Here is a 25,652-nt window from a genome sequence, read left to right on the forward strand (position 1 = left end):
GGCCGGCGGATCGCTCCGCCGGCCTTTTGTCTGTCAGTCTACCTTTGAAATCAGGCGGCGCAGGCCTCGAAGCCCGCCTTCAGCGCGGCTTCGTCCAGATCGCGGCCGATGAAGACCGCGCGGCTCCAGCGGCGTTCGGCGGCGCCCCATTCGCGTTGCAGATCGCCTTCCAGGATCATGTGGACGGCCTGAAAGACCAGGCGGCGGTTCTCGCCCTTGACGTCGATGATGCCCTTGGCGCGTAGGATGTTCTGACCCTGCTCGCCCAGCAACCGGTCCAGCCAGGTGGTGAACTTGGCCCCGTCCAGCGGCCGATCCAGCGACAGGGAGATGCCCTTGATGTCGTCCTGGTGGGCGTGACCCCTGACTCCGTGAGAATGGGCCCCGTGGCCGTGATCATGCGCATGGTCATGGTGATCATGGTCATGATCGTGGTGGTCGTGGCCGCAGGACTCGTCGTGCACATGGCCGTCCGCGCCATGCGGCGGGTTCACGAAGTCCGGCTTGACCTCGAGAATGCGCTCCAGATCAAAGGCGCCCAGGCCCAGCACCTGATCCAGCGGCACGTTCGACCGCTCGGCCCGCACGATGGGCGCCAGCGGGTTCAGCGCCCGCAGACGCGCCTCGACCGCGTCCAGTTCGTCAGCCGTCGCCAGATCGACCTTGTTCAGGATGATGCGGTCGGCGAAGGCCACCTGCTCGCGCGCCTCTTTGGAGTCGTCCAGGCGCGCCATCACATGTTTGGCGTCGACCAGGGTCGTGACGCTGTCCAACTGCGTCTTGGCCTTGACGTCCTCGTCCACGAAGAAGGTCTGGGCCACCGGACCGGGGTCGGCCAGACCCGTCGTCTCTACGATGATGGCGTCGAAGGCGGGCTTGCCGGGACGTTGGCGCTTCATCAGGCCGGCGACCACACGGATCAGGTCGCCGCGCACGGTGCAGCAGACGCAACCGTTGTTCATTTCGAACACGTCTTCGTCGGCGCCGACCACCAGGTCATTGTCGATGCCGATTTCGCCGAACTCGTTGACGATGACGGCGTAACGCTTGCCGTGGTCCTCGGTCAGGATGCGGTTCAGCAGCGTCGTCTTGCCCGCGCCCAGATAGCCGGTCAGCACGGTGACGGGGATCTTGCCATTGGCGGGGGACGAGGCGGGGGCGGCGAGGGTGTCGGTCATAGGCCGCTAGATGGCGGCTGCATCGCGCGAAGGGAAGAGGGTCAGGCCTTCTTCACGAACTCGGTGCGCAGGACCAGGCCGCGCACCTTCTCCACATTGGCCTCGATCTCGTCCGTGTCGCCGGTCAGACGGATGTTCTTGACCAGGGTCCCGCGCTTCAGCGTCACCCCGCCCGATCCCTTGACCTTCAGATCCTTGATCAGGGTCACGCTGTCGCCGTCGGCCAGGATGTTGCCGTTGGAATCTTTGGTCACGTCGTCGGTCATGGCCAAGCTTCTAGCGGCGCGTCTCCTCCCCATGCAATGGGGAGGGGGACCACGAAGTGGTGGAGTGGTTCTTCTACCCACACAGTCAAGAGCCCCTCCGTCTCTCCGCTACGCTTCGAGCCACCTCCCCGCAAAGCGGGGAGGAGACGGTCAGTCCGGCACGTTTGCGTCCAGCTCGTCCAGCCACACCCGCGCATTGCCGTCGGACGGCGCGCGCCAGTCGCCGCGCGGCGACAGCGATCCGCCGGTGACGACCTTGGGCCCGTTCGGCAGGGCCGAGCGCTTGAACTGGGCGGTCTGGAAGAAGCGGATCAGGAACTTCCTCAGCCAGCCCTTGATCGTCGCCAGATCGTATTCGACCTTTTCGTCGTCCGGCGTATTCGCCGGCCAATGCCCTGCGCCCGCATCGCCCCAGGCCTGGTGCGCCAGGAAGGCGACCTTGGACGGCGCCATCCCGAACCGGCTGATGTAGAACAGGAAGAAATCGTTCAGCGCATAGGGGCCGACGGTCCCTTCCGTCGACTGGATCACCCCGTCCTTGGCCGGCACCAGCTCGGGCGAAATCTCGGTGTCCAGAATGGCGTGCAGGGTGTCGCGCGCCTCGCCGCCGATCAGGTCGCCGGCCGCCACCCAGCGGATCAGATGCCGGATCAACGTCTTCGCCACCCCGCCATTGACGTTGTAGTGGCTCATATGGTCGCCGACGCCATAGGTGGCCCAACCCAGCGCCAGTTCCGACAGGTCGCCGGTCCCCAAGACGAAGGCTTTGTGCTGGTTCCCCAACCGGAACAGATAGTCGGTCCTCAGGCCCGCCTGCACGTTCTCGAAGGTGATGTCGTGCACCGGCTGACCCTCGGCATAGGGGTGGCCGATGTCCTTGAACATCTGTTCGGCGGCGGGGCGGATGTCGATCTCTGCGCCCGTGACGCCCAACGCGGTCATCAGGGCCCAGGCGTTGGACTTGGTCCCGTCCGAGGTGGCGAACCCCGGCATGGTGAAGCCCAGGATACTGGTCCGCGGCAGATCCAGCCGGTCGAAGGCGCGGCACGCGACCAACAGGGCCTGGGTCGAATCCAGCCCGCCGGACACGCCGATCACCAGCGACCTGGCGCCTGTCGCGGTCATCCGGCGCATCAGCCCCTGAACCTGGATATTGAACGCCTCATAGCAGTCCTGATCCAGCCGCCCGGCGTCGTCCGGCACGAAGGGGAACCGGTCCAGCGGCCTGATCAGCTCGCTGGCCTCATGATCCTCGCGCGCCATGAAGGGCACGACCGTCGCCGGCTCGCCTTCGTTTCTCGCACATTCGGCGAAGGTGCCGTTCCGCAATCGGTCCAGCCCGATCCGGTCCACGTCCACGTCGGCGATGGTCAGATGGCTGTCCAGGGCGAACCGCTCTCCTTCCGCCAGTTTGGACCCCAGTTCGTGGATCGTCGCCTGGCCGTCCCAGGCCAGGTCGGTGGTGCTCTCGCCCCAGCCCGAGGCGGTGAAGACATAGGCCGACAGGGTGCGGGCCGAATGGCTGGCGCTCAGCATCGCCCGCTCGTCCGCCTTGCCGATGACGATGTTGGACGCCGACAGGTTCAGCAGGATCCGCGCCCCCGCAAGCGCCGCGCGGGTCGAGGGGGGCAGGGGCGCCCAATAGTCCTCGCAGATCTCGACCGCGAAGACGAAGCCGGGCCGATTGATGGCCTCGAACAACAGGCCCGGCGCGAAGTCCACCGTCTCGCCGTTCAGCGCGATCACGTCCTCGGCGCGCGCCGTCGCCGGCGCGAACCAGCGTTTCTCATAGTATTCGCGGTAGTTGGGCAGATAGGTCTTGGGCACGACGCCCAGCACCTCGCCGGATCCGATCACCACGGCGCAGTTATAGAGGGCGTCGCCGTTGCGGATCGGCGCCCCGACCACCGCCACGACATCCGCCTCGGCCGTCGCCTCGGCTGCCACGGCGATCTGCCGCTCGACCTCGTCCAGCAGCGCCGCCTGCATGTGCAGATCGTCGATCGCATAGGCCGACAGCGACAGCTCGGGAAAGACCATCAGGTCCACGCCCTGTTCGCCCGCCTGACGGATCAGCGCGACGTGCTCTTGCCCGTTCGCCCTGGGGTCGCCCGGATGGCTGACCGGCGTCGCCGCCGCCACGCGCACGAAGCCGTGGGTCTTGGGAGAATGGAACAGAGCATCAGCCATCGGATCGTCCGTATCACCCGGCCCGCGCCGGTCGTCGGCCTTCATATAGGCCCGAATGATGAAGGGACGGAATCTCTCCTTCACGCGCCTATGCGCCCCGCTTCTCGTCCGGCCTCAGGGTCAGGACCCGCACGCCCTCCTTCGTCACCGCCACCGTATGTTCGAACTGGGCCGACAGTTTTCCATCGGAGGTGACCACGGTCCAGCCGTCGTCCTCGGTCAGGACCGTGCGCACGCCCTGGTTCAGCATCGGTTCGATGGTGAAGGTCATGCCTTCGCGCAGGGTTACGCCGGTCCCAGCCTTGCCGAAATGCAGCACCTGCGGCGCTTCATGCATCTCGCGCCCGATGCCGTGCCCGCAATAGTCGCGCACCACCGAATAGCCGGCCTTCCTGGCGTGTTTCTCGATGGCGAAACCGATGTCGCCCAGCTTGGCACCAGGTCGCACCGCCTGGATCCCCTTCCACAGGGCTTCATAGGTGGTGCGCACCAGCCGCCGGGCCTGCGGTCCCACCGAGCCGATGAGATAGGTCTTGGAGGAATCGGCGATGAAGCCGTCCTTCTCCAGCGTGATGTCCAGATTGACGATGTCGCCGCTCTTCAGGATGTCGTTCGCCGAGGGCACGCCGTGGCAGACGACCTGGTTGATCGAACTGTTCAGCACGAAGCCATAGCCGTACTGCCCCTTGCTGGCCGGCCGCGCCTTCAGCTCGTCGACGATGAAGGCCTCGACCCGTCGGTCGATCTCCAGCGTGCTCAGCCCCTCAAGCGTCATTGCGTCCAGATGGGTGAAGACCGAGGCCAGCAGCCGCCCCGCCTCGGCCATCAGTTCGATCTCGGCCGGTGTCTTGATCATGCGGCGGCGCCCGTCGGGACGGACGCATCGACGCCCGCCGCCCGCAACTCGCGCGCCACCAGTTCCTGGAATGTCACCCCGGGATGTATCTCACACAACATACCGATCCTGATCCAGAACGCCGCCTGGGCGTTGATCGATCGATAGGACGCCTTGGCGGCCCGACGCAGCTGCTCATGCAGTTCGTCCTCGATGTTGACGATGCCCATGATGCTCTCGCTCTATATGAAACGTATACGTTGCGCATATTAAACGCGCCTCAGAAAGGCAAGAAGGCACGTCCTCCCTTTCGTCATCCCCCGGCGCAAAGCGACCGGGGGATCCAGCGGGCGCGCGTGAGCGCGAACCTGTCGTGCACGTCAGGCTTCAAACATTCGCCCAGCAGACGCATCGCCTTCGGCGACGCTGGGTCCCCCGGTCTGCGCCGCAAGCGGCTTGCCGGAGGATGACGAAAGAAAAATGACGACAGCCATCCTAACCGCAGGCTCCAAACGTCGCGCTTTCAACGGCTTGCCGATTTCTAGCGGCCTTCCGCCATCGTCGATTTTGCGAGGGTCTATAATCCTCGTCTTCGCGCTCACGCTGACAGGGAGGTCTCGATTTCAGACCAATTAGACGAATTAGACGGTGTTTTTGTCGCCGACCGTCTGAAACGTCGCGGACGACCTTCGCGAATGCGGATGACGTTGGCCTTCGCCCCCGCTAAAGCCATGGCATGAACGACACGCCGAAAAAGGGCTGGTTCCAGCGCCTGTCCGCTGGGCTCTCGCGCTCCTCCAAACAGATGACCGATCAGGTCGTCGCCACCTTCGTCAAGGAGCCTCTGTCCGAGGCGTCGCTGGAGCAGCTGGAAGAGCATCTGCTGGAGAGCGATCTCGGCCCTGCCGCCTCGGCCCGGATCGTCGAACGCTTTCGCGGGCTGAAGTTCGGCAAGGACGCGCCCGAGCGCGAGGTCAAAGAGGCCCTGGCCGAGGCGGTGGCCGCCGAACTGTCGCCGCGCCAAGCGACCTTCGATCCCCTGTCCGGCCCCAAGCCCTATGTCGTCCTGTTCGTCGGGGTGAACGGTTCGGGCAAGACCACGACGCTCGGCAAGATCGCCGCCGATCTGACGGGCAAGGGCGCCAAGGTGATGATCGTCGCCGGCGACACCTTCCGCGCCGCCGCGCGCGAACAGCTGAAGGTCTGGGCCGAGCGCGCGGGCGCCGACTTCGAAAGCCGTCGCGACGGCGCCGATGCCGCGGGCCTCGCCTTTGACGCCTATACCAAGGCGCGAGCCGAAGGCTATGACGTCGTCCTGATCGACACCGCCGGCCGACTGCAAAACAAGTCCGCCCTGATGGACGAACTGCTCAAGATCGTCCGCGTGCTGAAGAAGGTCGATCCCGAGGCGCCGCACGACACCCTGCTGGTGCTGGACGCCACGGTGGGCCGCAACGCCCTGGCGCAGGAACAGATCTTCGGCCGCACCGCCTTCGTGACCGGCGTGGTCATGACCAAGCTGGACGGCACCGCACGCGGCGGCGTGCTGGTGCCGGTGGCCCAGGCGTCCGACGCCCCGCTGATGCTGATCGGCGTCGGCGAAGGGGTCGAGGATTTGCAACCGTTCGACGCCCGCGCCTTCTCCCGCTCGCTGGTGGGACTGGAAGACTGACATGACCGAAACGCCGAAGAAGGCTTCCAACATCCGCCAGGCCGTCGATTTCGGCGCCCTCGTGGCCTTCATGGCCGCCTATGCGATCAACCGGTTCGCGCGCGGTCTGGACGGGCAGGAAGCCCTGGTTCAGGCGACATGGGTCCTGGTCGGCGCCTCTCTGATCGCCCTGATCGTCGGCTATGTGGTCGAGCGTCGTCTGGCGCCCCTGCCGCTGCTGACCGGCGGCTTCGCCCTGATCTTCGGCGTGCTGACCATCGTCTTCCACGATCCGAACCTGTTGAAGATCAAGCTGTCGATCCAGAACGGCCTGCTGGCGGTCGTGCTGTTGGGATCGCTGCCGCTGAACCGCTATCCGTTCAAATATCTGCTGGGCGAGGCGATCCGCATCACCGACGCGGGCTGGCGCGGGCTGACCCTGCGTTACGGCCTGTATTTCGCCGCCGTCTGCATCATCAACGAGATCGTCTGGCGCACCCAGTCGGATGATGCGTGGGTCGCCTTCCGCGGCGGCCTGTGGATCGCCTCGGCCGTTTTCGGCGTCTGGCAGGTCTTCTTCATCATGAAGCACCTGATCAAGGACGACGAGCCGACGCCCGTCTCGCCCGATACCGGGCTCTAGGCGCCAAGCGGAACTGTCACGGAACCGACGCGCTTTCCCCGTCAAATCGTAAAGCAGAGCTGATACGTGTTCGGACGAAACTTCAGGGGAGCGGCGCGATGGTGAAGGCGGGAAAAGCGGCAAGGAAGGTCGGGCCCCTGGCCACTTCGCCCAGCCACCTGATGCACCGCGCCCTGCAACTGGCGCTCGACATCTATGCCGAGGAGACCGGCGCCGACGGCCTGACCCAGCGCCAGTTCGCGGTGCTTGAGGCGGTGTCGCTCAAGGCTGGCCTGACCCAGACCGAACTGGTGCGCATGACCGGCATCGACCGCTCGACCCTGGCCGATCTGGTCACGCGCATGACCAGCAAGGGCCTGCTGGAGCGGGAACGCTCGACCCTGGACGCCCGAGCCAAGGCGGTGCGTCTGTCGGCTGAGGGCGCCGCCCGTCTGGAGGCCGCGCGGCCGCTGGTCGAGGCCGCCGACAAGCGGATCATGGCCCTGCTGCCCAAGGGGCAGCGCGAGACCTTCCTCAATCAGCTGGCCGATCTGGCCGCCGCCGCCGACGCCGCTCCCGACGCCGCCAAGGCCGAGGCCAAGGCCGCCAAGAAGGCGCTGAAGGCGGCCGAGAAGGAAGCGCGCAAGGCCGAGAAGGCCGCCAAAAAGGCCGACCGCCCTGCCAAGCCCGCCAAGGTCAAGAAGCCCAAGCTCAAGCTGGTGGAGCCGGCCTAGCGCGTCTTGCGCAGCCGTTTGGCATTGGCGGTCGCCGTCTTGTGGATCGGGGCCAGAGCCTCGGTCTGGGCCTTCAGAAGTTCGCCGTTCAGGGTCATGGCCTGGGCCGCCGCCCGACTCCACCAGCCCATGGCATAGCTGAACTGGGCCTCGGCCGCTTTGGCCGGGGTGCGGGCCTGGGTGACGGCCGCCGCCGCTCGCAGGGCATGGGCGCCCTCGTCCATCGCCACACGCCCAAGCCGCTGACCGATGGCCCCGGCGCTGGCGGCCAAGGCGTCGGCGGAGGCGGACAGCGCCTCGGTCTTCTCGGAGCTCATCAGCGACAGCTCCTTGAAGTCCTGCCCCTTGGCGCTGGTCAGGCCCTGCGCCATCAGCCCGGTCCGGGCCGCGATCACCTCGGCCGAGGCGGCCAGGATCTCGGCGCCGACGACGGCTGCGCTGGCGGCTGTGGGGGTTTTGCGGGTCAGTGAGGACCTCCAGGTTGGGTCTCTGCGGCGAAGGCCGCGATGTCGCTCAACAGGGCGGGGATCGCCGCGTCGATGATCTGCTGGCCTTTCTCGGGGCTGGCCTGGGCCGGGTCCGAGCCGATCCGGCCGTCGGGGAAGCGGGCGCGATAGTCCAGGGCGTCGCGGATTGGCCCGTTCGGCGCGATCTGCGGGTTGTAGTCGGCGGTCTTGATCCGCTCGGGATAGGCGGCCTGCGTCACCGCGATCTCGGACGGGGTGGCGTGCATGCCATGGCCGGTCGGAAACAGGCGGTTGCACAGGCCATGGACGCCGGGCAGGTCCCACCAGTTCTTCAGCTTCAGGATGAAGGGCGGGCTGTCCTCGACGAAGCTCCACTCGGCGTAGATTTCCGAGATGGTCGCCTCGATGGTCGCGACGTTCCCGCCGTGACCGTTCAGGAAGTAGATCCGCTCGAACCCGTGACGGCTCAGGGACGACACCCAGTCCGTGATCGCGGCCATGAAGGTCGAGGGGCGCAGGCTGATGGTGCCGGCGAAGGCCAGGTGATGCTGAGCCATGCCGATGTTGAAGGTCGGGGCCACGATCAGGTTGGCGTCGGTCTTCTCGGCCGCATGGGCGATGATCTCGGGGCACAGCCAGTCGGTGCCCAGAAGCCCCGTCGGCCCGTGCTGCTCGTTGGAGCCGATGGGCACGACCACCGTCCTGGACAGCGGACCGCCGTCGTTCAGTCGCGCATCGATTTCGGGCCAGGAGGACAGGTGGATCAGCATGAAGGCGGTCTCAAGCGACAGGGTGGAACGACTGTAGCGCGCCAGGCTCAGGAAGTCTTGGCGGCCGTGGCGGGCGGATGGGCGGCCATGAAGATGCGCGCGGCCTCTCTGGCGCGGCCTGCGCGCTTGTCAGCCTCCAGCTGCGGCACGTCCAGCATGGCGCGCAGATGGCCGTGGCCCAGCACCAGGCCGGCGAACATCTCGGCCGCCTCTTCCGGATCGGCGACGCTCATCCGGCCCAGCCGCGTCTGTTCCGCCAGCCAGGCGCCCAGTTCGCGCAGGCTGCGACGCGGGCCGGCCTCATAGATGGCGTGGGCGATCTCGGGCGCCTCGACCGAGACCAAGGCGACCCCGCGCATCGAGCCGACCTTGTCGCCGCTGCACACCCGGTTCAGCAGCGTCAGGGCCAGGGTCTCCAGCACCGTCTGCGGATCGCCGGCGCCGCGCAGGGGGGCGACGATATCCTCGACGCGCTTTGACGCCAGGGCCTGGGCGATCTCCAGCTTGGAGGCGAAGCGGTTATAGACCGTCTGTTTGGAGACGCCGGCCAGTTTGGCGATTTCGTCCATCTTGGCTTGCAGCCCCTTGTCGGCGAACAGGGTCGCGGCGGCGTCCAGGATCGCCTCGCTCTTTCGTTCATCGACCTGTCCGCGACGGCGCGCCATCAGTGGACGTCCGAAGGCGGGGCGCCGGCCTGGGCCTTCACCGGCTGGGCGGCCAGGGTGACGAAGGCCGCGCCCGCGCACAGGATGGCCAGCAGGGCGAAGGCGTCGCCGAACGCCATCGTCGTCGCCTGTTTCTGCAACATCCCATAGATGGCCTTCATCGCCGAGGCGGCCGGGTCGATGGAGCCGGCAAACCGCTGGGTCATGCCGGCCATCATGTTGCGCATCGCCTGGTCGCCCTGACCGATGGCGCTGGTCAGTTCGCTCATGTGCAGGGCCGTGTTGGACGTCAGGCTGGTGTTCAGGATCGCCAGGCCGAAGGCCCCGCCGACGTTGCGCGACAGGTTGACCAGCCCCGAGGCGTTCTTGACCATGTGTGGTGGCAGGGTCGCCATCGTCACCTGCTGGGACGCGATCATGGCCAGCATCACGCCGACGCCGCGGAAGGCCTGCACCGAGGCGAAGTTCCAGAAGCCCCAGTCATCGGTGACGACGCGCGCCTCCCACATGCCCCAGGCGCACAGCATGAAGCCGCCGAACATCAGCACCCGCGCATCCAGCTTGCGCACCAGTCGTCCAGCAAAGGGGCCGGTGGCGAACATGGCCAGGCCCGACACGACCATGGTGGTGCCGACCTCTGACGACGAATAACCAAGCACGCGGCCCAGGAAGAGCGGCAGCAGGAAGGTGCCGCCGAACAGGGCGAAACCGACGATGAAGGTCATGATGAACCCGACCAGGAAGTTGCGATTGCCAAAGGCGCGCAACTCCACGATCGGCTGGCGATAGGTCAGGGACCGCCAGATGAAAATCGGTCCGGCGACTGCCGCCACGACGGTCAGCAACAGGATGTGGGTGTCGTCGAACCAGTCGTTCTTGGCGCCCTCTTCCAGCACGAACTGCATCGACATCAGAAAGGCGGCCATCAGGCCCAGGCCCCACCAGTCGAAGCCCTTGGCCAGCGATGGATCGCCCTTGTCGAAGTTGCCGTACCGCCCGACCAGGAACAGCACCAGCAGGCCCGGCCCCACGTTGATGAAGAACAGCCAGCGCCAGCTCAGCCACTCCGTCAGGTGCCCGCCCAGCGTGGGTCCGACGGTCGGCGCCAGGGTGACGATCAGCCCCATGACGACGCTGGCGGTGACGCGCTTGTCAGGCGGAAAGGCGGTGAAGGCGACGGCGAAGACGGTCGGGATCATGGCCCCGCCCACGAAGCCTTGGATGGCCCGGAACAGGATCATCATGTCGATCGACGACGACAGGCCCGTGGCGATGCTCATCAGCACGAAGCCAGCGCACGAGACCAGAAACAGCCGCTGCGTCCCCCACAGCCGCGACAGGAAGCCCGACAGAGGGATCATCACCACCTCAGGGATCAGATAGGCGGTCTGGATCCAGCTGATCTCGTCGGCCGAGGCGCCGACGCCGGCCTGGATCTGGGGCAGGGAGGCGGCGACGATCTGGATGTCCAGAATGGCCATGAACTGGCCCACCACCATGCCGGCGAAGCCCAGCAACAGCATGGTCCAGTTGATTTCGGGATGGCCGGCGACGGGACCCTTTTGCGCGACAGGGGCCCCGCCATCTGCGGCGGGGTTGGCGGCGGTCACTGGCCTGCGGCTCCCGTCGTCGTGGCGGCTTCGGCGAAGCTCTGGCCGCCCTGGCTCTTCAGGTCGATCTTGACGTCCACCGACAGGCCGGGACGCAGAGCCAGGCTGCGGTCTGCGCCGCTGACGACGATGCGGACGGGCACGCGCTGGGTGATCTTGGTGAAGTTGCCCGTGGCGTTCTCGACCGGGATCAGGGCGAACTCCGATCCAGTGGCGGGGGCGAAGCTGTCCACGCGGCCCTCGATCTTGCGGCCGGGGAAGGCGTCGGCGGAAATCTCGACAGTCTGGCCCAGGCGCACCTTGTCCAGCTGCGTCTCCTTGAAGTTGGCGACGATGTAGGTGTTGGTCAGGGGCACGACCGACAGCAATTGCGTGCCGGCGTTGACATACTGGCCGGGCCGCACGCTGCGGGCGCCGACGACGCCGGCGACCGGAGCGCGGATCACGGTGCGCTCCAGCGCGATGCGAGCCTGATCGACGACGGCGCGGGCCTGTTCGACAGCGGCGACGCTCTGCTGGCGGGTCGAGCCCAGAACCCCGGCGGTGCGTTGTTCGGCGACCAGGGCGGCCTGGGCCTGCTGGACGTTGGCGGCGGCGGTGGCGGCCGAGGCGCGCTCGGTCTGGATGCGCTGTTGCGAGACCCAGCCCTGTTCGGCCAGTTTGCCGTAACGATCGACCTCGGCGCGGGCCAGGCCGGCCTGGGCGTTGGCCTGGGCGACGGAGGCGGCTCGGGCGGCGATGGTGGCCTGTTCCTGCTCGGCCTGGGCGTCGACATGGCCGACGGCGGCGATGGCGGCGGCCAGATTGGCCTCGGCCTGAGCGAGCTGAGCCTTTTGGTCCGAATCGTCCAGCTTGACCAGGATCTGGCCTGCCGCGACCCGCTGGTTGTCGCCCACCAGAACCTCGGTGACCCGGCCGGACAGTTGCGGGCTAACCAAAGTGGTGTCGGCCTGGACGAAGGCGTTGTCGGTGCTTTCCCAACGCTGGCCGTTCACCCACCAGACGATGCCGCCCACGATCAGGGCCAGGCCGACGAGGGCGGCCGCGAACAGCGGCAGGCGTTTCTTAAGTTCAGGCGACATGGAAAATCCGGGGGAGGTGCGGCGTTTTGAAGCGGCGCTAAAATGGACCCCGCCGTCCAAAAATCAATAGGCGATCGGGACGGCGCCGATCACGACCGGTTTTCGTGTATGTCCTGACGCCATGAACGCCCGCATCTCCGCCTCCCAGCCGCTGCCGTCCCAGGTCGATGTCGTGGTGATCGGCGCAGGCTCCGCCGGCATCGCCGCGGCTCGCCGGCTGATGCGGCCCGGCCTGTCGGTTCTGATGCTGGAGGCCCGCAACCGGATCGGCGGGCGCGCCTGGACGGTTCGGGCCGAGGGCGAAGGGTTGGATATGGGCTGCGGCTGGCTGCATTCGGCAGACGACAATGTGCTGGCCGGACGGGTTGAGGCCGAGGGGCTGACGCTGGACCAGACGCCGCCGCCCTGGCGCACCCAGGCCTTCGATCACGAGATGACCCGAGCGGATCAGGCCGCGTTCGGCGAGGCCTTCGCCGCCTTCGACCAGCGGGTGACCGAGGCGGCGTCGCTCGTCCGCGCGGGTGTGGGTGAGGATCGCCCGGCGTCGGACTTCTTTGAGCCCGACTGTCGCTGGAACCCGCGCATGGACGCCATCTCCGGCGCTCTGAACGGCGCGCGGTTCGCCGAGGTGTCCAGCCTGGATTACGACGCCTATGGCGACACCGGCGTGAACTGGCGGGTGCGCGAAGGCTATGGCCGCCTGATCGCTCGGCTGGGCGAGGCTGTTTCGTCCGTCACGGTCACGGACTGCGCCGTCAGCCGCATCGACCGTTCCGGACCGGTGCTGCGGCTGGAGACCAATCGTGGCGAGCTGACGGCGCGGATCGTCATCCTGACCGTGCCCAACAGCCTCATCGCCAGCGAGGCGATCCGCATCGATCCGCCCGTGCCGACTTTGCTTGAGGCGACGGCGAACGTGCCGCTGGGCCTGGCGTCCAAGGTGCATATGACGGTGCGCGGCGCCGGCGATTTCCAGCCCGACACCCAGTTGTGGACCCGCACCGATACGGCCGAGACCGGCGGCTATCACCTGCGGCCGTTCGGCCGGCCGATGATCGAGGCCTATTTCGGCGCCGACCTGGCCTGGGGGCTGGAGGCGCAGGGGCCGGCCGCTCTGTTCGACTTCGCCGTGTCCGAACTGGTCGCGGCTCTGGGATCGGACATGCGTCGGCGGCTGGAAGCGGTCGCGGTCAGCGGCTGGGGCGTCGATCCCTGGTCGCGCGGCGCCTATTCCCACGCCTTGCCTGGCCATGCGGCGGACCGGGCCAAGCTGCGCACGTCGGTCGAGGATCGCATTTTCCTGGCCGGCGAGGCCACGGCGCCGGTCTATTACGGCACAGCCCACGGCGCCTGGATGGAGGGCAAGCGCGCCGCCGACGCCGCCCTGACTGCCTTGGGTCTTGACCCACGTCGCCCCCGGGACGACAGCGAGGCATGAAGCCCGCCAAGGCCAAGAAGCCCGCCGCCAAGCCTGCCAAACGCCCGGCCGTGATGACCGGGGCGGCCATTCCCGTGCTGCGCTGGCCGCCCAACGAAGACCGCGTCGAGGCCATTTTCGAACGCCTGTCCGGCGTCATGCCGGAACCCAAGACCGAGCTGGATTTCTCCAATCCCTTCACCCTCGTCGTCGCCGTCGCCCTGTCGGCCCAGGCCACGGACGTCTCGGTCAACAAGGCGACCGAGCGGCTGTTCAAGGTCGCGGACACGCCGGAGAAGATGCTGGCCCTCGGCGAGGAGGGGCTGATCCCCTACATCGCCTCCATCGGCCTTTATCGCGGCAAGGCGCGGAACGTCATCGCGCTGAGCCGCATCGTGCTGGAGCAGCATGGCGGCGAGGTCCCGCTGAACCGCGCCGATCTTCAGGCCCTGCCCGGCGTGGGGCGAAAGACGGCCTCGGTGGTGCTGAACGAGCTGGGGATCGAGGCGGCCATCGCCGTGGACACCCACGTCTTTCGCGTCTCGCATCGGCTGGGCCTGGCCAATGCCGGGACTCCGGACAAGGTCGAGGCCCAGCTGTTCGAGGTCGTGCCGGAGGACTGGCTGCCCAAGGCGCACCACTGGCTGATCCTGCATGGCCGCTACACCTGCACGGCGCGCAAGCCCAAATGCCTATCCTGCATCATCGCCGACCTGTGCCCGTCGCGGGCGGGCCTGATGGCGCTGGGCGAGGCGGCGGGCTAGATCCCCGGAGCGGCGTCGGGGCCGTGGGTCAGCTTCTCGGCCAAGGCCTTCAGGACACGGAGTGCGGCAGCCATATCCTCGTCCGAAACGCCTTCAAACATTCGTTCGCGCATGGCCGCGGCATGGATCTCGAACGCCTCGATTTCGGCGCGCCCGGCTGGCTCCATCTGGATCAGCCATGACCGGCCGTCTCCAATCATCCGACGCCGGCTGACCATGCCGTCTTTCTCGAGTCTTTGCACCAGACGGGTCAGCGACGCGCCGGACAGCTCCATCCTGTTCGCCAACTCGGAAAGCGTCAGGCCCTTGGGCTCGTCCGCCAGGAAATAAAGCACCACGGTCGGGGCACCCGTGTGTCCGGACTCTCGGAACAGATCGGCGACACGTAACTTCCATCGCTTGGCCGTCACTATCAGTGTCATGGCGACGTCGAGCTGAAGGGCGCTGCGCTGATCTGACGACAGCAGGTGCGGGCGTTGCGACAAATATGACCTCTTGGAACCAGCGGGCGGCGTAGCGGCTTTAAGGCGACTAAAGCTAGACCGCAGAGGAATATTCTCCCCGAGGTTGAGCCTTTAGCGCGCTAACCATGCTGACACCTGATTTAAAGTGTTGCTATGGCATTAACGTTCATCTCAGCACGAAAGATTTTTGCATTGCGCCTTTTCGCCAAAACCAGAGATGACAAGACGCTCAACGAGCTGCGCAACATGATGGCTGCCGTCAGTCGCTCTCAAGCAGTCATCCAGTTCGATCTCGATGGCGTCATTCTGGAGGCCAATCAGAACTTCCTATCGGTGGTTGGATATGAGCCGGCTGAGATTGTCGGACGTCACCACAGGATGTTCGTCGATCCGACTGAGGCGCAGACACCGGCCTACGCCGAGTTGTGGCGAAAGCTGAACGCCGGCGAGTTCGTGGCGGACAAGTTTGTGCGCTACGGCAAGAGCGGCCAGCGGGTGGTGATCGAGGCCAGCTACAACCCGATCCTGGACAGCGACGGCCGCCCCTACAAGGTGGTCAAGTTCGCCACGGACGTCACCGCCGTCGAAGAAGAGCGTGAGCGCCGCGCCGAGGCCGATCGTCAGGCCGCCCAGGTCCAGGCCGCCGTCGTTGAAGGCACGGCCAGGGGCTTGTCGGCCATGGCCGCCGGCGATCTATCCTATCGCATCCAGGACGACTTCCCGGGCGACTACGCCGTCCTTCGCGACAACTTCAACCAGGCCATGGCGACGCTGGATCAGGCGCTGGGCGTAATCGGCGTCAACGCCGGGTCGATGCAGTCGGGCGCACACGAGATCGGCAGCGCCGCCGAGGATCTGTCACGCCGCACCGAACAACAGGCCGCCAGTCTGGAAGAGACGGCCGCCGCGCTGGACCAGATCACCGCGACGGTGCGCAAGACGGCCGAGAACGCCCAGGCCGCCGACACCGTCGTCACCCAGGGGCGGACCCAGGCCGAGACCGGCGGCGTGGTCGTCCAGAAGGCCGTCGCGGCCATGGGCGAGATCGAGCGCTCATCCAACGAGATCAGTCAGATCATCGGCGTGATCGACGAGATCGCCTTCCAGACCAATCTCCTGGCCCTGAACGCCGGGGTCGAGGCCGCCCGTGCGGGCGAGGCCGGCCGTGGCTTCGCCGTCGTCGCGTCCGAAGTGCGGGCCCTGGCCCAACGTTCGGCGGAATCGGCCAAGGAGATCAAGACGCTGATCTCGGCCAGTTCCAGCCAGGTCAAGGACGGGGTGGTTCTGGTGCGTCAGTCGGGCGAGGCCCTGGCGGGCATCGCCGGCCGCATCGAGGAGATCACGACCTTGATGAGCGAAATCCGCGCCTCGACTCAGGAGCAGGCGGTGGGTCTGGCCGAGGTCAACACCGCCGTGAACCAGATGGATCAGGTCACTCAACAGAACGCGGCCATGGTCGAGCAGTCGACCGCCGCGAGCCTGAGCCTGAGCCGCGAGGCCGCCGAACTGGCCGAACTGGTCGGACGCTTCGAGACCAGCCAGGTCGCGGCGGCTCCGTCGCCGATCCACAAGGCTCCCATCCAGCAGATGAAAGCGCGGGTCGAAAGTTTCGCCCGCGCCCACGCCGCCCCTGCGCGCGCCCGCATGGCGGCCGGCGGCGGGCGGGCCGCTGTGGCCACCGTTCAGTCGGACTGGGAAGAGTTCTGAGCTCCAGGCTCGGTTGGGCGCGATTCAGCGCCAGGCGGCCTAGGCCTCCAGCCGCGCCTTGACGGCGTCGGCGAAGCCGGCGCCGTTCGCAGGGTCGTGGTCCAGATAGAAGTCCGGTTCGATCAGTTCGGCCTCCATCAGCACCCATCGGCCGGCGTCGTCGCGGGCCATGTCGATGCGGGCATAGAGTAGTGGTTCGTCGATGGCGGCCAGCACCTGCTCAGCCAAGGCCATCGCCGCCGCATCCGGCGTCACGGCCGTATACAGGCCGCCGAACTGGACCTGGATGCGGAAGTCGCCGGCTGCCGGCCGTTTGTTGACCGCATGGCTGAACCGGCCGCCGAAGAACAGCAGCGAGGTCTCGCCCTCGGTCTCGATCGACTTCAGATAGGGCTGGATCATCGCCGCGCCTTCGGGCGCATCGCTCAACACCTCTCCGGGCGTCAGGCGCAGGGTGCGAAACGCCCCGGCCGACACCGTCGGTTTGACGATCAGCACCGGTGCGCCCGTCTCGGCGAAGGCGGCGTCCACCTGTTCCTGGGTCACGCCGTCGGTCCATCGCGTCGGCGGGATCGGCACGCCCCTGTCCGCCAGACGCGCCAGATAGGCCTTGTCAGAGTTCCAGCGCAGCACCTCGGCCGGATTAGCGATCGCCAGGCCGGCCGCGCTCCACGTCGCGCAGGCCTTCAGCCAGCGCCCATGGTCGCGGTGATAGCCCCAGGCGATGACCGGCAGAATCAGGTCATAGGCCGCGAGGCCCGACACATCCTCGACATGACCGGTCCAGGGCATTGCCGTGACCGTCGCGCCCGTGCTCTCCAGCGTCGCCTTCAACCGTTCCAGCACCTGGGGCCAGCGCCCGACATAGGTTTTGTCGGCGGGATCGGGGGTGAGGACGGCGATATGGGTCATGCGGTCCTCATACCGAAGCGACGCGGAGCATATAAGGGCTTCCTTATATGATTTCGGGTGACGTGCGGGCATTCACCGGCTAAGGCGCGACCATGACCCAGAACACCGCCCAATATGACGTCTGCGCCGTCGGCAACGCCATCGTCGACGTCCTCAGCCCCTGCGACGCCGCCTTCCTGACGGCCCAGGAGCTGGCGCCCAACTCCATGCAGCTGGTCGACGCCGAACGCAGCGCCGCCCTGTATGACGCCATGGCGCCGGGCGTGGAGGCTTCGGGCGGGTCGGCCGGCAATACCGTGGCGGGCGTCGGCTCGTTCGGCGGTCGCGCGGCCTATATCGGCAAGGTCGCCGACGATACGCTGGGCCAGGTCTTCACCCACGACATCCGCGCGGCGGGCGTTCACTTCGACACCCCTGTCCTGACGGGCGGGGCGGATCAGGGCTTCGGCACCGGCCGTTGCCTGATCAACGTCCTGTCTGACGGGGCGCGCACCATGGCGACCTTCCTGGGCGCCGCAAACCAGCTGTATGCCGACGACATCGATGAGGCCCTGATCGGCGCTAGCGAGATCGTCTATCTGGAAGGCTATCTGTTCGATCCAGCGCCCGCTCGCGCCGCCTTCGAACGCGCCGCCGCCGCCGCGCACAAGGCCGGCCGCAAGGTCGCCATTACCCTGTCGGATACCTTCGTCGTCGCCCGCTGGCGCGCCGAACTGCTGGACTTCATCACCCAGTCCGCCGACATCGTCCTGGCCAACGAGGCCGAGCTGGGCGCCCTGTTCGAAACGGATGATTTCGATGCCGCCGCCGCGAAACTGGCCGCCATCGTCGAGATCGCCGCGATCACGCGCGGCGAGCACGGCTCGGTCGTGATCAAGGGCGACGAGCGCATCGTCGTCGCCGCCTGTCCGGTCGCCAAAGTCATCGACACCACCGGCGCCGGCGACCAGTACGCCGCGGGCTTCCTGCTGGGCCTTGCGCGCGGCCTGACGCTGAAAGAGGCCGGCAAGCTGGGCTCGCTGGCCGCCTCCGAAGTCATTGCCCACTGGGGCCCGCGCCCGATGGTGAAGCTGGTCGATCTGGCCAAAGAGAACGGGCTGAAGCTGTAAGACCAAGTGTCTCCTCCCCACGCAGTGGGGAGGTGGCTCGGAGCGAAGCGAAGAGACGGAGGGGCTCTTATCGCATCGCCAGCGTCTGTGGGACTTCAACAGCCCCTCCACCACGCTTCGCGTGGTCCCCCTCCCCACACAGTGGGGAGGAGACGTTCGTCTTTAGCTATTCCACCTCAGCGTCATAGGCTGGATCGGGTTCACGAACGGCCGATCCTCCGCCCGGCTCTTCGCCCATTCGCGCTTCAGCTGCTGATACCATTTGGCCTGCTTGTCGGCGTCGTCGATCCAGATCAGAGCAGGTTCGTAGCGCAGGCCCTCGTTTTGCAGGTTCACCATGCCGCCGTCCTGTTTCAGGAAGGCGACCACCCCCATCCGCAGGAAGGGCTTGGCCAGGCCGAAGACCCAGTGGTCGGACCAGAAGATCTGGGTGATCCGCGTCTTCGTGTCGGTGATCGGGGTCAGGCAGGTTAGGGCCAGGACCTGTTTTTCGCCCACCTGAATGTGCTCCCAGCGGAAGCCGGGCAGGCGGAAGGTGATCTCGGTCGCGGGCGCCCCGCCCAGGATCTTATACAGGCGGCTGTTCGACGAGGGCGCATGGCGCACCATAGCCCAGCCGAACGCGGTCGGGGCGAAGGCCTTGGACTTCTCGTGCATCGAATGTTCGGACCGCCACCACCATTGCTGGTGGACGTAGGGGCCGTGGGCGGGGTCCATCAGGCCGACGACGGCGTGGTCGATATGGCTGTCGAAATCCATCGCCTCGACCAGCTTTGCCTCGCCGCCGACCACGCCGGGGAAGACCGGCGGCTCGTGGTCCGGCTCCATCGGATTGCGGGCGTCCGACGCCATCCAGACGAAGACGATCCCTTGGCTCTCGCGCACCGGATAGGACCGCACGCGGATGCGGTTCGCCTCGAACGCCTGATCCTCGACCAGCGAAGGAATGGCGGCGCAGACGCCGTCGGGACGGAACCGCCAGCCGTGATAGGGGCATTCGACCGTCTCGCCCTCGCCGGGCTTCTCGACCAGCTTGCCGGCCGACAGGGGCGCAGCGCGGTGGGGACAGATGTCGCGCATCGCATAGATCTGACCCGCGCGGGTGCGGCCGATCAGCACCGGCTCGCCCATGATCTCGTAGCGTTTCAGACTGGCCGGGGCGACGTCGCGGCCCAGGGCGACGAAATACCAGGCGTCGGTGACGAACCCCTTGCCGAACGGCTGCGCGCCGGCTTTTGAAGGGGCGGGTTCGACCTGGGGGGACTGGACGGGAGCGGCGTCGGCGGGCTTCATGCCGACTGTCTAACAGAGCCGCGCGGCGCCTGTCTCATGGCGTATGACAGAGAACTTTACATATCAAAGTCGGCGCGGCATAAGCGGGCGTCAAAGGGGAGTTTGATCATGACCATCGTATCCATTCTGAACCGCACCGTCGGCGCCGCAGCGGCCGCCGCCTTGATCGCTGTTGCCCCAGCGGCCTTCGCGCAGGACGGGCACGGCGCCCATGCCGAAAGCGGCCATGCCCACGGCCATCAGCATGCGGATTTCCAATCCGACCGCATCCATGTCCGCGTCGATGGCGACGCCGGCGGGCGCGACATCATCCTGATCCCCGGCCTCAGCTCGTCGCCGGAGATTTGGCAGGGGACGGTGGATCATCTGGGCGCCGGCTGGCGCGTGCATCGCATCCACGTCCAGGGTTTCGCCGGCGCGCCGGCCGAGGGCAATGCGCAGGGCGCGACGCCGTCGCCCGTCGCTGCGCCTGTCGCCGAAGAGATCGCCCGCTACATCCGTGAAAAGGGCCTGGCGAAGCCAGTCGTCGTCGGCCATTCGATGGGCGGCACCATCGGCATGATGCTGGCCGCGCGTCATCCCGATGCGGTCGGCAAGCTGATGGTCGTGGACATGATCCCCTTCATGGGCGCGATGTTCGCCGCGCCCGGCGCCTCGGCCGAAAGCGTGACCCCGGTCGCGGACCAGATCTGGGCCGCCCAGACCAATAGCCCGCGCGAGGCCTATGTCGCCCAGGCGACCACCAGCATCAACGGCATGATCAACACCGAAAGCCGCCGCGCCGAGGCCTTGGAAGACATGCGCGAAAGCGATCAGAAGGTCTCGGCCGCCGCCTTCCGCGAGCTGATCACGACGGACCTGCGTCCCGAACTGTCCAAGATCACCGCCCCGACCGAGGTGGTGTACGTCAAGTTCAACGATCCGCGCATGACGCCCCAGATCACCGACAGCATCTATCGGATGTCGTTCGCCAATCTGAAGGACGCCCAGCTGAAGCGGATCGACAACAGCGCCCACTTCATCATGTTCGACCAGCCCCAGGCCTTCTACGCCGACCTGGACGCCTTCCTGGCGAAATAGGCGCGGTGACCCATCCGTCGGAGAAACGGATCGTCGGCCTTGATCAGAACAAGGCCGACGTGGGCATGACCGTCGAATACGCCAGGGCGGACACCCACGTGTGGCTGGCCGGGCGCGCCTTTCTTTCGGCGAAATAGCCGCTCACGATCCCGTGAAGTCGGCGGGACCGTTTCGGCGGGCGTTCATACGCGATACACAGCCGATGAACGAGAACTCGCCCAAGGCGGCATCTGAAGGACGGACATGGCGGGACCGGTGAACACGGGCGGACCACAGGCGCAGGGCAAGCCCCGCCGGTCGGCCCTAGGACGGTTGTTCTACTGGAGCGCCGTTCTGGCGGTCTGGGGGCTGATCTTCCTGGTCGTCTTCTTCGCGGTCTTCGCGCGCGGCCTGCCAGACACCTCCAGCCTGTATCAGGTCGATCGCCAGCCCTCGATCACCTATCTGGATCGCAATGGGGCGTTGATCGCGACGCGGGGCACCCAGATGGCGCCGCCCGCCGATCTGGACGCCCTGCCGGACTATGTGCCGGCCGCCTTTATCGCGATCGAGGATCGGCGCTTCTATCACCACCCTGGCTTCGACCCCATCGGCATGATGCGGGCGATGGCGACCAACGTCCGCGCCGGTCGGGTGGTGCAGGGCGGCTCGACCCTGACGCAGCAGCTGGCCAAGAACCTGTTCCTGACGCCCGACCAGAACATGCGCCGCAAGGTGCAGGAGTTGATGCTGGCGGTCTGGCTGGAGATGAAATTCTCCAAGAAAGAGATCCTGGCCCTCTATTTGAACCGGGTCTATTTCGGCGCCGGCGCCTACGGAATCGAGGCGGCGTCGCAGCGCTATTTCGACAAGTCGGCCAAGAACCTGACGGTCGGCGAGGCTGCGTTGCTGGCCGGTCTGCTGAAGGCGCCCTCGCGCTATTCGCCGGTGTCGGAGAGCGAGCGCGCCGCCGCCCGCGCCACCGTCGTGCTGAACGAGATGGAAGAGGCCGGCGTCATCACCGCCGCCCAGCGCGAACAGGCCGTGACCCAGCCGGTCATCGTCTCGCGGACGCTGGCGACGCAGCACGCCCAGTATTTCATCGACTGGCTGGACAAGTCGATCCGCAGCCTGGTCGGCGAACCGACCGAGGACATGGTGGTCGAGACCACCCTGGACCTGACGCTGCAGACGGCGGCCGAGCGGTCGGTGCGCCGCATCCTGGATCGTGACGCTGGCAAGGGCGTGCAGCAGGCGGCCCTGGTCGCCCTGGACGGCGACGGCCGGGTGCGGGCCATGATCGGCGGCTCCTCCTATGCCGACAGCCAGTTCAACCGCGCCGTCGACGCCAAGCGCCAGGCGGGTTCGGCCTTCAAACCCTTCGTCTATCTGGCGGCGGTCGAGGCCGGCTATACGCCCCAGACCCCGGTGGTCGATCAGCCGATCACCATCGGCAACTGGTCGCCCCGCAACTATTCCGGCACCTTCAGCGGAAACATGACCCTGGCCCAGGCCGTGGCCCAGTCGACCAATACGGTCGCCGCCTACGTCGCCGATCAGGTCGGGCGCGACAGCGTGGCCCGCGCCGCCAGACGCCTGGGCATCGAAAGCCGCATCGGTCTGGAGCCGGCGATGGCGCTGGGCGCGGTCGAGGTCTCGCCGATCGAGATGGCCACCGCCTACGACGCCTTCGCCAACGGCGGCCGCCGCGTCGACGCCTATGGCATCAGCCGTATCCGCACGCCCCAGGGCCGCGTCATCTATCAGCGCCAGTCGGGCCAGAGCGGTCAGGCGATCAACAATCCGTCGCTGTACTACATGAACCAGATGTTGCGCGGCGTCGTGACCAGCGGCTCGGGCCGGTCGGCGGCGATCTCGGGCCGCGACCTGGCGGGCAAGACCGGCACGACCTCGGATTACAAGGACGCCTGGTTCGTCGGCTACACCGGCGGCTTCGTCACCGCCGTCTGGGTGGGCAAGGACGACAACACCGCCATGCGCGACGTGACCGGCGGCTCGTCGCCTGCCGCCATCTGGAAGGGCTTCATGGAGGCGGCCCTGCCGCGCCTGGACGCCCCCGCCATCCCCAACGGTCCGCCCATGCCCGAGGGCTGGGTCGCGCCCGATCCGGTCGGCGACCTGATGAGCGGCCTGGATCAGAACGGCCTGCCCATCGAACCCGTCGATCCCCTGGCTGGCGAACCCTATGTCCCGGACGACGAGGCGCCGATGCAGCCGCCGTCGCCGCAGCCGTCCAGTCCGGCGTCGCCCAAGGGCGGCTATCGCGATGCGCCGAACCCGCAGCAGCCCGAGGGCCGCCCGGCGCCGGAGCGCAAGGGCGATGCCCTGTTCTTCTGATCGCGACGCCAACGGCGCGTAAGAAAGGGAAGCGACCCGGCGGTCGCCTCCCTTTGCATTTCAGGCCTGGGTCAGCGGGGGCAGGACAGGTCGCCTTCCTGACATTGGCTGAGGGTCCGCAACTGGCGTGTCCGCTCCGTCGTCAGACGCGCGAGGCAGGTCGAATGCACCATCGGATAGGCGGAACCGCCCTGGACGCCGGACGCCTCGAACCGGCATTGCTGATCGCGGAAGCTGATCCAGGTGCGTTGGGCGGTGCGCAGCAAGGTGCGGCTGGCGGGCGACAGCCGTCCCATCGTCGTCGTGTACTGGCTATTGAGCGCCCGATCGGCGCGCTGAAGTTCCTGAGCGGCGTTGGCGTTCATCGTGGCCTGCGACTGGGCGCTGGCGGACGAGGCGGCGGCAGCGGCGAGACCGAGCGCGATTGACAGGGTGATCATCGTTTTCATGGGGCGTTCCTGAGTGGGCGGGCCATGCTGAAACGCGCCCGGCCGCCGGGGTTTCCGCCTACCGCCCCACGGCGTGCAGCGCGGCGCCGTAATCCTTCAGCCATTTGCGCCAGGGTTTGTGGTCCCCGACAAGCCGTTCGACCACGGACCAATAGGCCGGGCTGTGGTCGGCGTGGACCAGATGGGCGACCTCGTGGGCGGCGAGGTAGTCGATGACCGGGGGCGGGGCCATGATGACGCGCCAGGAGTAGCGGATGGTGCGGTTGTGCGGGCTGCATGAGCCCCATCGCGACCGGGTGTCGGCGATGCCCATCTTGACCGGGCCCTGGCCAAGTGTGCGCAGATGGTGGTCGGTGCGTTCCAGAAGCGTATCGCGCGCCTCGCGCTTCAACAGGTTTTCAACCCGGCGGGCATAGGCCTCGCCCTCGCCGCCTGAGCGGATGATGGTCCCGTCCTCGACCAGGCGCGCGGCGCCCGCGCCAGGCACGGCCTCTAGCCGCACGGGCCTGCCGCGCAGGGAGATCACCTGGCCCGGTTCCAGGGGGCGGCTCTTGGGGCGGACAGCCAGGCGTTCGCTGATCCAGACGGCCTTGGATCGGGCGAAGGCGACGGCCTGGCTCAGGCCGCGCTCGGTCGGGGCGATGACCACGGCCTCGCCGGCGCGCGCGTCGATCCGCACCGACAGACGTCGCGCACGGGGATTGACCGACAGTCTCAGGGTCGGGCCGGAACCTTCGCTCCCGCCGGCCCCGCTTTCGTCAAGCGGCAGCCGCTGACCGTTGCGATACGCCACCGGCGGCCTCGTTCTGGGCGATGAAATCGCGCACGCGGGGATAGATCTCGTCACGGAAGCGACGGCCGTTGAACACGCCGTAATGGCCGACGCCCGGCTGGACGTAGAGGACGCGGCGATCCTCGGGGATATTGGGGCACAGGCCGTGCGCGGCCTGGGTCTGGCCGACACCGGAGATGTCGTCCTTCTCGCCCTCGACGGTCATCAGGCCGATGTCGGTGATCCTCGACAGATCGACCTTGCGCCCGCGATGCTCCAACAGGCCCCGCGCCAGCAGATGCTGCTGGAAGACGATGTCGATGGTCTGGAGATAGAACTCTTCGGTCAAGTCCAGCACCGACAGATATTCGTCGTAGAATTCCTCGTGCTTTTCGACCTCGTCGCCATCGCCGGCGATCAGGCTGGTGAAATAGTTCCAGTGGGCGTCGCGGTGGCGATCCTCGTTCATCGACATGAAGCTGTAGAGCTGGACGAAGCCCGGATAGACGCGCCGCCCGAAGCCCGCATAGGGCAGGGGCACCGTGTGGATCATGTTCGACTTGAACCAGGTGAAGGGCTTTTCCTCGGCCAGCTGGTTGGTGACGGTCGGCGACAGGCGCGCGTCGATGGGCGACCCCATGAAGGTCATCGACAGGGGACGGTTTTCGTCCTCGTCCTCGGCCATCACCGCGCCGGCGGCCAGCACCGGCGGGCCGGGCTGGCACACGCCGACGACGTGGGCGCGGCCGCCGATCTCTGCCAGCATCAGCCGGACGTGGTCGATGTAGTCGAAGAAGTCGAACCGGCCCTCCAGCATCGGCACCTGGCGGGCGTTGACCCAGTCGGTGACATAGACGTCGTGGTCCTGAAGGAAGGCTTCGACCGTGCCGCGCAGCAGGGTGGCGTAGTGGCCCGACAGCGGGGCCACGATCAGGACGGCCGGGCCGGAGGCGGGCTTCTTGGCGCGCTTCAGGTCGCCGATGTTGCGGGCGAAGCGGACCAGGCGGCACCACGGGCTCTGCCAGATCACCTGTTCGGTGGTGCGCACGGGCTTGCCGCCGATGTCGATGGTTTCCAGCTTCCAGGCCGGCTTGCCGTAGCGCCGCGTCACGCTCTCGAACAGTTCTGCCGAGGCGTAGGCCGTGCGGCCGATGGCGGTGTCGGCCGCCGGGTTGAACGGCGAGGTCCAGAAGCTGCGGGCCAGTTGCGCGCCGACCCGGAACGGCAGGGCCGACTGGTAGGCGAGTTCATGAAAGGCGTAGAGCATGACGATCCGAT

At 67.1% G+C, this 25,652-nt stretch carries 26 protein-coding genes; 10 read left to right on the top strand and 16 right to left on the bottom strand.

What is annotated here, in order from left to right; translation table 11 throughout:
* Positions 1–50: 50 nt before the first annotated feature.
* The 5 genes from ASF81_RS12200 to ASF81_RS12220 form a co-directional block, all read right to left on the bottom strand.
* The gene (locus ASF81_RS12200; RefSeq protein ID WP_055808920.1) at positions 51–1,178 is read right to left on the bottom strand and encodes a GTP-binding protein; all 1,128 of its coding nucleotides are present in this window, start codon (positions 1,176–1,178) and stop codon (positions 51–53) included.
* Positions 1,179–1,219: 41 nt separating this feature from the next.
* Positions 1,220–1,444, bottom strand: a complete 225-nt coding sequence (locus ASF81_RS12205; RefSeq protein WP_055754537.1) for an alkylphosphonate utilization protein — start codon at positions 1,442–1,444, stop codon at positions 1,220–1,222.
* A gap of 150 nt (positions 1,445–1,594) precedes the next feature.
* The gene (locus tag ASF81_RS12210; protein ID WP_055809021.1) at positions 1,595–3,634 is read right to left on the bottom strand and encodes an NAD(+) synthase; all 2,040 of its coding nucleotides are present in this window, start codon (positions 3,632–3,634) and stop codon (positions 1,595–1,597) included.
* 88 nt (positions 3,635–3,722) lie between these two features.
* The gene (map, locus tag ASF81_RS12215) at positions 3,723–4,490 is read right to left on the bottom strand and encodes a type I methionyl aminopeptidase (protein WP_055808923.1); all 768 of its coding nucleotides are present in this window, start codon (positions 4,488–4,490) and stop codon (positions 3,723–3,725) included.
* Entirely contained in the window at positions 4,487–4,699 is a 213-nt protein-coding gene (locus ASF81_RS12220; RefSeq protein ID WP_055808925.1) for a ParD-like family protein, read from the bottom strand. Before ASF81_RS12220 ends, map begins: the two co-directional genes overlap by 4 nt.
* 506 nt (positions 4,700–5,205) lie before the next feature.
* Between ASF81_RS12220 and ftsY the strand changes: the two genes are divergently transcribed.
* The 3 genes from ftsY to ASF81_RS12235 all read left to right on the top strand — a co-directional run bounded on the left by ftsY (position 5,206) and on the right by ASF81_RS12235 (position 7,476).
* Positions 5,206–6,141, top strand: coding sequence for a signal recognition particle-docking protein FtsY (gene ftsY, locus ASF81_RS12225; protein ID WP_055808927.1), 936 nt, complete (start codon positions 5,206–5,208; stop codon positions 6,139–6,141).
* A 1-nt stretch (position 6,142) separates the two neighbouring features.
* Entirely contained in the window at positions 6,143–6,763 is a 621-nt protein-coding gene (locus ASF81_RS12230) for an inner membrane-spanning protein YciB (protein ID WP_055808929.1), read from the top strand.
* A gap of 98 nt (positions 6,764–6,861) precedes the next feature.
* Positions 6,862–7,476: a MarR family winged helix-turn-helix transcriptional regulator gene (locus tag ASF81_RS12235; RefSeq protein ID WP_055808931.1), complete on the top strand. Its 615-nt coding sequence runs from the start codon at positions 6,862–6,864 to the stop codon at positions 7,474–7,476.
* Here ASF81_RS12235 and ASF81_RS12240 read toward each other — a convergent pair.
* The 5 genes from ASF81_RS12240 to ASF81_RS12260 form a co-directional block, all read right to left on the bottom strand.
* Entirely contained in the window at positions 7,473–7,847 is a 375-nt protein-coding gene (locus ASF81_RS12240; RefSeq protein ID WP_235559362.1) for a phasin family protein, read from the bottom strand. The genes ASF81_RS12235 and ASF81_RS12240 overlap by 4 nt on opposite strands.
* A gap of 92 nt (positions 7,848–7,939) precedes the next feature.
* Positions 7,940–8,713, bottom strand: a complete 774-nt coding sequence (locus tag ASF81_RS12245) for a creatininase family protein (protein WP_055808936.1) — start codon at positions 8,711–8,713, stop codon at positions 7,940–7,942.
* A gap of 47 nt (positions 8,714–8,760) precedes the next feature.
* The gene (locus tag ASF81_RS12250; protein ID WP_055808938.1) at positions 8,761–9,378 is read right to left on the bottom strand and encodes a TetR/AcrR family transcriptional regulator; all 618 of its coding nucleotides are present in this window, start codon (positions 9,376–9,378) and stop codon (positions 8,761–8,763) included.
* Positions 9,378–10,988 (bottom strand): DHA2 family efflux MFS transporter permease subunit, encoded by a 1,611-nt coding sequence (locus tag ASF81_RS12255; RefSeq protein ID WP_055808940.1) that lies wholly within the window; start codon positions 10,986–10,988, stop codon positions 9,378–9,380. The genes ASF81_RS12250 and ASF81_RS12255 overlap by 1 nt, the downstream gene beginning before the upstream one ends.
* Complete coding sequence (locus ASF81_RS12260; RefSeq protein WP_055808942.1) at positions 10,985–12,070, bottom strand: HlyD family secretion protein; 1,086 nt, start codon at positions 12,068–12,070, stop codon at positions 10,985–10,987. The genes ASF81_RS12255 and ASF81_RS12260 overlap by 4 nt, the downstream gene beginning before the upstream one ends.
* 121 nt (positions 12,071–12,191) lie before the next feature.
* Here ASF81_RS12260 and ASF81_RS12265 point away from each other — a divergent pair, with 121 nt between their 5' ends.
* Both ASF81_RS12265 and nth read left to right on the top strand, forming a co-directional pair.
* Positions 12,192–13,508, top strand: coding sequence for an NAD(P)/FAD-dependent oxidoreductase (locus tag ASF81_RS12265; RefSeq protein ID WP_055808944.1), 1,317 nt, complete (start codon positions 12,192–12,194; stop codon positions 13,506–13,508).
* Complete coding sequence (gene nth, locus ASF81_RS12270; protein WP_055808946.1) at positions 13,505–14,251, top strand: endonuclease III; 747 nt, start codon at positions 13,505–13,507, stop codon at positions 14,249–14,251. Before ASF81_RS12265 ends, nth begins: the two co-directional genes overlap by 4 nt.
* Here the strand turns inward: nth and ASF81_RS12275 are convergent.
* Positions 14,248–14,736, bottom strand: coding sequence for a MarR family winged helix-turn-helix transcriptional regulator (locus ASF81_RS12275; RefSeq protein WP_055808948.1), 489 nt, complete (start codon positions 14,734–14,736; stop codon positions 14,248–14,250). The two genes, nth and ASF81_RS12275, sit on opposite strands and share 4 nt — an antisense overlap.
* 225 nt (positions 14,737–14,961) lie before the next feature.
* Between ASF81_RS12275 and ASF81_RS12280 the strand changes: the two genes are divergently transcribed.
* Positions 14,962–16,422, top strand: a complete 1,461-nt coding sequence (locus ASF81_RS12280) for a methyl-accepting chemotaxis protein (protein ID WP_235559363.1) — start codon at positions 14,962–14,964, stop codon at positions 16,420–16,422.
* Between the two features lie 39 nt (positions 16,423–16,461).
* On the opposite strand, the gene ASF81_RS12285 is transcribed toward ASF81_RS12280, so the two are convergent.
* Entirely contained in the window at positions 16,462–17,334 is an 873-nt protein-coding gene (locus ASF81_RS12285) for a RimK family alpha-L-glutamate ligase (protein WP_055808952.1), read from the bottom strand.
* Positions 17,335–17,426: 92 nt separating this feature from the next.
* Between ASF81_RS12285 and ASF81_RS12290 the strand changes: the two genes are divergently transcribed.
* Positions 17,427–18,443: an adenosine kinase gene (locus tag ASF81_RS12290; protein ID WP_055808954.1), complete on the top strand. Its 1,017-nt coding sequence runs from the start codon at positions 17,427–17,429 to the stop codon at positions 18,441–18,443.
* Positions 18,444–18,605: 162 nt separating this feature from the next.
* On the opposite strand, the gene ASF81_RS12295 is transcribed toward ASF81_RS12290, so the two are convergent.
* Positions 18,606–19,736, bottom strand: coding sequence for an aromatic ring-hydroxylating dioxygenase subunit alpha (locus ASF81_RS12295; protein ID WP_055808956.1), 1,131 nt, complete (start codon positions 19,734–19,736; stop codon positions 18,606–18,608).
* Between the two features lie 108 nt (positions 19,737–19,844).
* On the opposite strand from ASF81_RS12295, the gene ASF81_RS12300 reads away from it, so the two are divergent.
* The 3 genes from ASF81_RS12300 to ASF81_RS12305 all read left to right on the top strand — a co-directional run bounded on the left by ASF81_RS12300 (position 19,845) and on the right by ASF81_RS12305 (position 23,153).
* A complete protein-coding gene (locus ASF81_RS12300) occupies positions 19,845–20,816 on the top strand; it encodes an alpha/beta fold hydrolase (RefSeq protein ID WP_055808958.1) in 972 nt (323 codons plus the stop codon).
* A 5-nt stretch (positions 20,817–20,821) separates the two neighbouring features.
* Positions 20,822–20,953 carry a hypothetical protein gene (locus ASF81_RS15560; RefSeq protein ID WP_255353883.1) on the top strand — a complete coding sequence of 44 codons (132 nt, stop codon included), beginning with the start codon at positions 20,822–20,824 and terminating at the stop codon, positions 20,951–20,953.
* A gap of 106 nt (positions 20,954–21,059) precedes the next feature.
* Positions 21,060–23,153, top strand: coding sequence for a transglycosylase domain-containing protein (locus ASF81_RS12305; protein ID WP_055808960.1), 2,094 nt, complete (start codon positions 21,060–21,062; stop codon positions 23,151–23,153).
* Positions 23,154–23,224: 71 nt separating this feature from the next.
* On the opposite strand, the gene ASF81_RS12310 is transcribed toward ASF81_RS12305, so the two are convergent.
* Genes ASF81_RS12310 through ASF81_RS12320 form a run of 3 tightly spaced genes read right to left on the bottom strand, consistent with a single transcriptional unit; the run spans position 23,225 to position 25,641 of the window.
* Complete coding sequence (locus ASF81_RS12310) at positions 23,225–23,602, bottom strand: lysozyme inhibitor LprI family protein (RefSeq protein WP_055808962.1); 378 nt, start codon at positions 23,600–23,602, stop codon at positions 23,225–23,227.
* A gap of 58 nt (positions 23,603–23,660) precedes the next feature.
* On the bottom strand, positions 23,661–24,395 hold the full coding sequence (locus ASF81_RS12315) for a M48 family metallopeptidase (RefSeq protein WP_055808964.1): 735 nt from the start codon (positions 24,393–24,395) through the stop codon (positions 23,661–23,663).
* Positions 24,361–25,641: a polyhydroxyalkanoate depolymerase gene (locus tag ASF81_RS12320; RefSeq protein ID WP_055808966.1), complete on the bottom strand. Its 1,281-nt coding sequence runs from the start codon at positions 25,639–25,641 to the stop codon at positions 24,361–24,363. Before ASF81_RS12320 ends, ASF81_RS12315 begins: the two co-directional genes overlap by 35 nt.
* Between the last annotated feature and the right edge of the window lie 11 nt (positions 25,642–25,652).

Origin of the sequence: Brevundimonas sp. Leaf168 (genome assembly GCF_001423685.1) — a bacterium.
Classification (GTDB): Bacteria; Pseudomonadota; Alphaproteobacteria; order Caulobacterales; family Caulobacteraceae; genus Brevundimonas; species Brevundimonas vesicularis_C.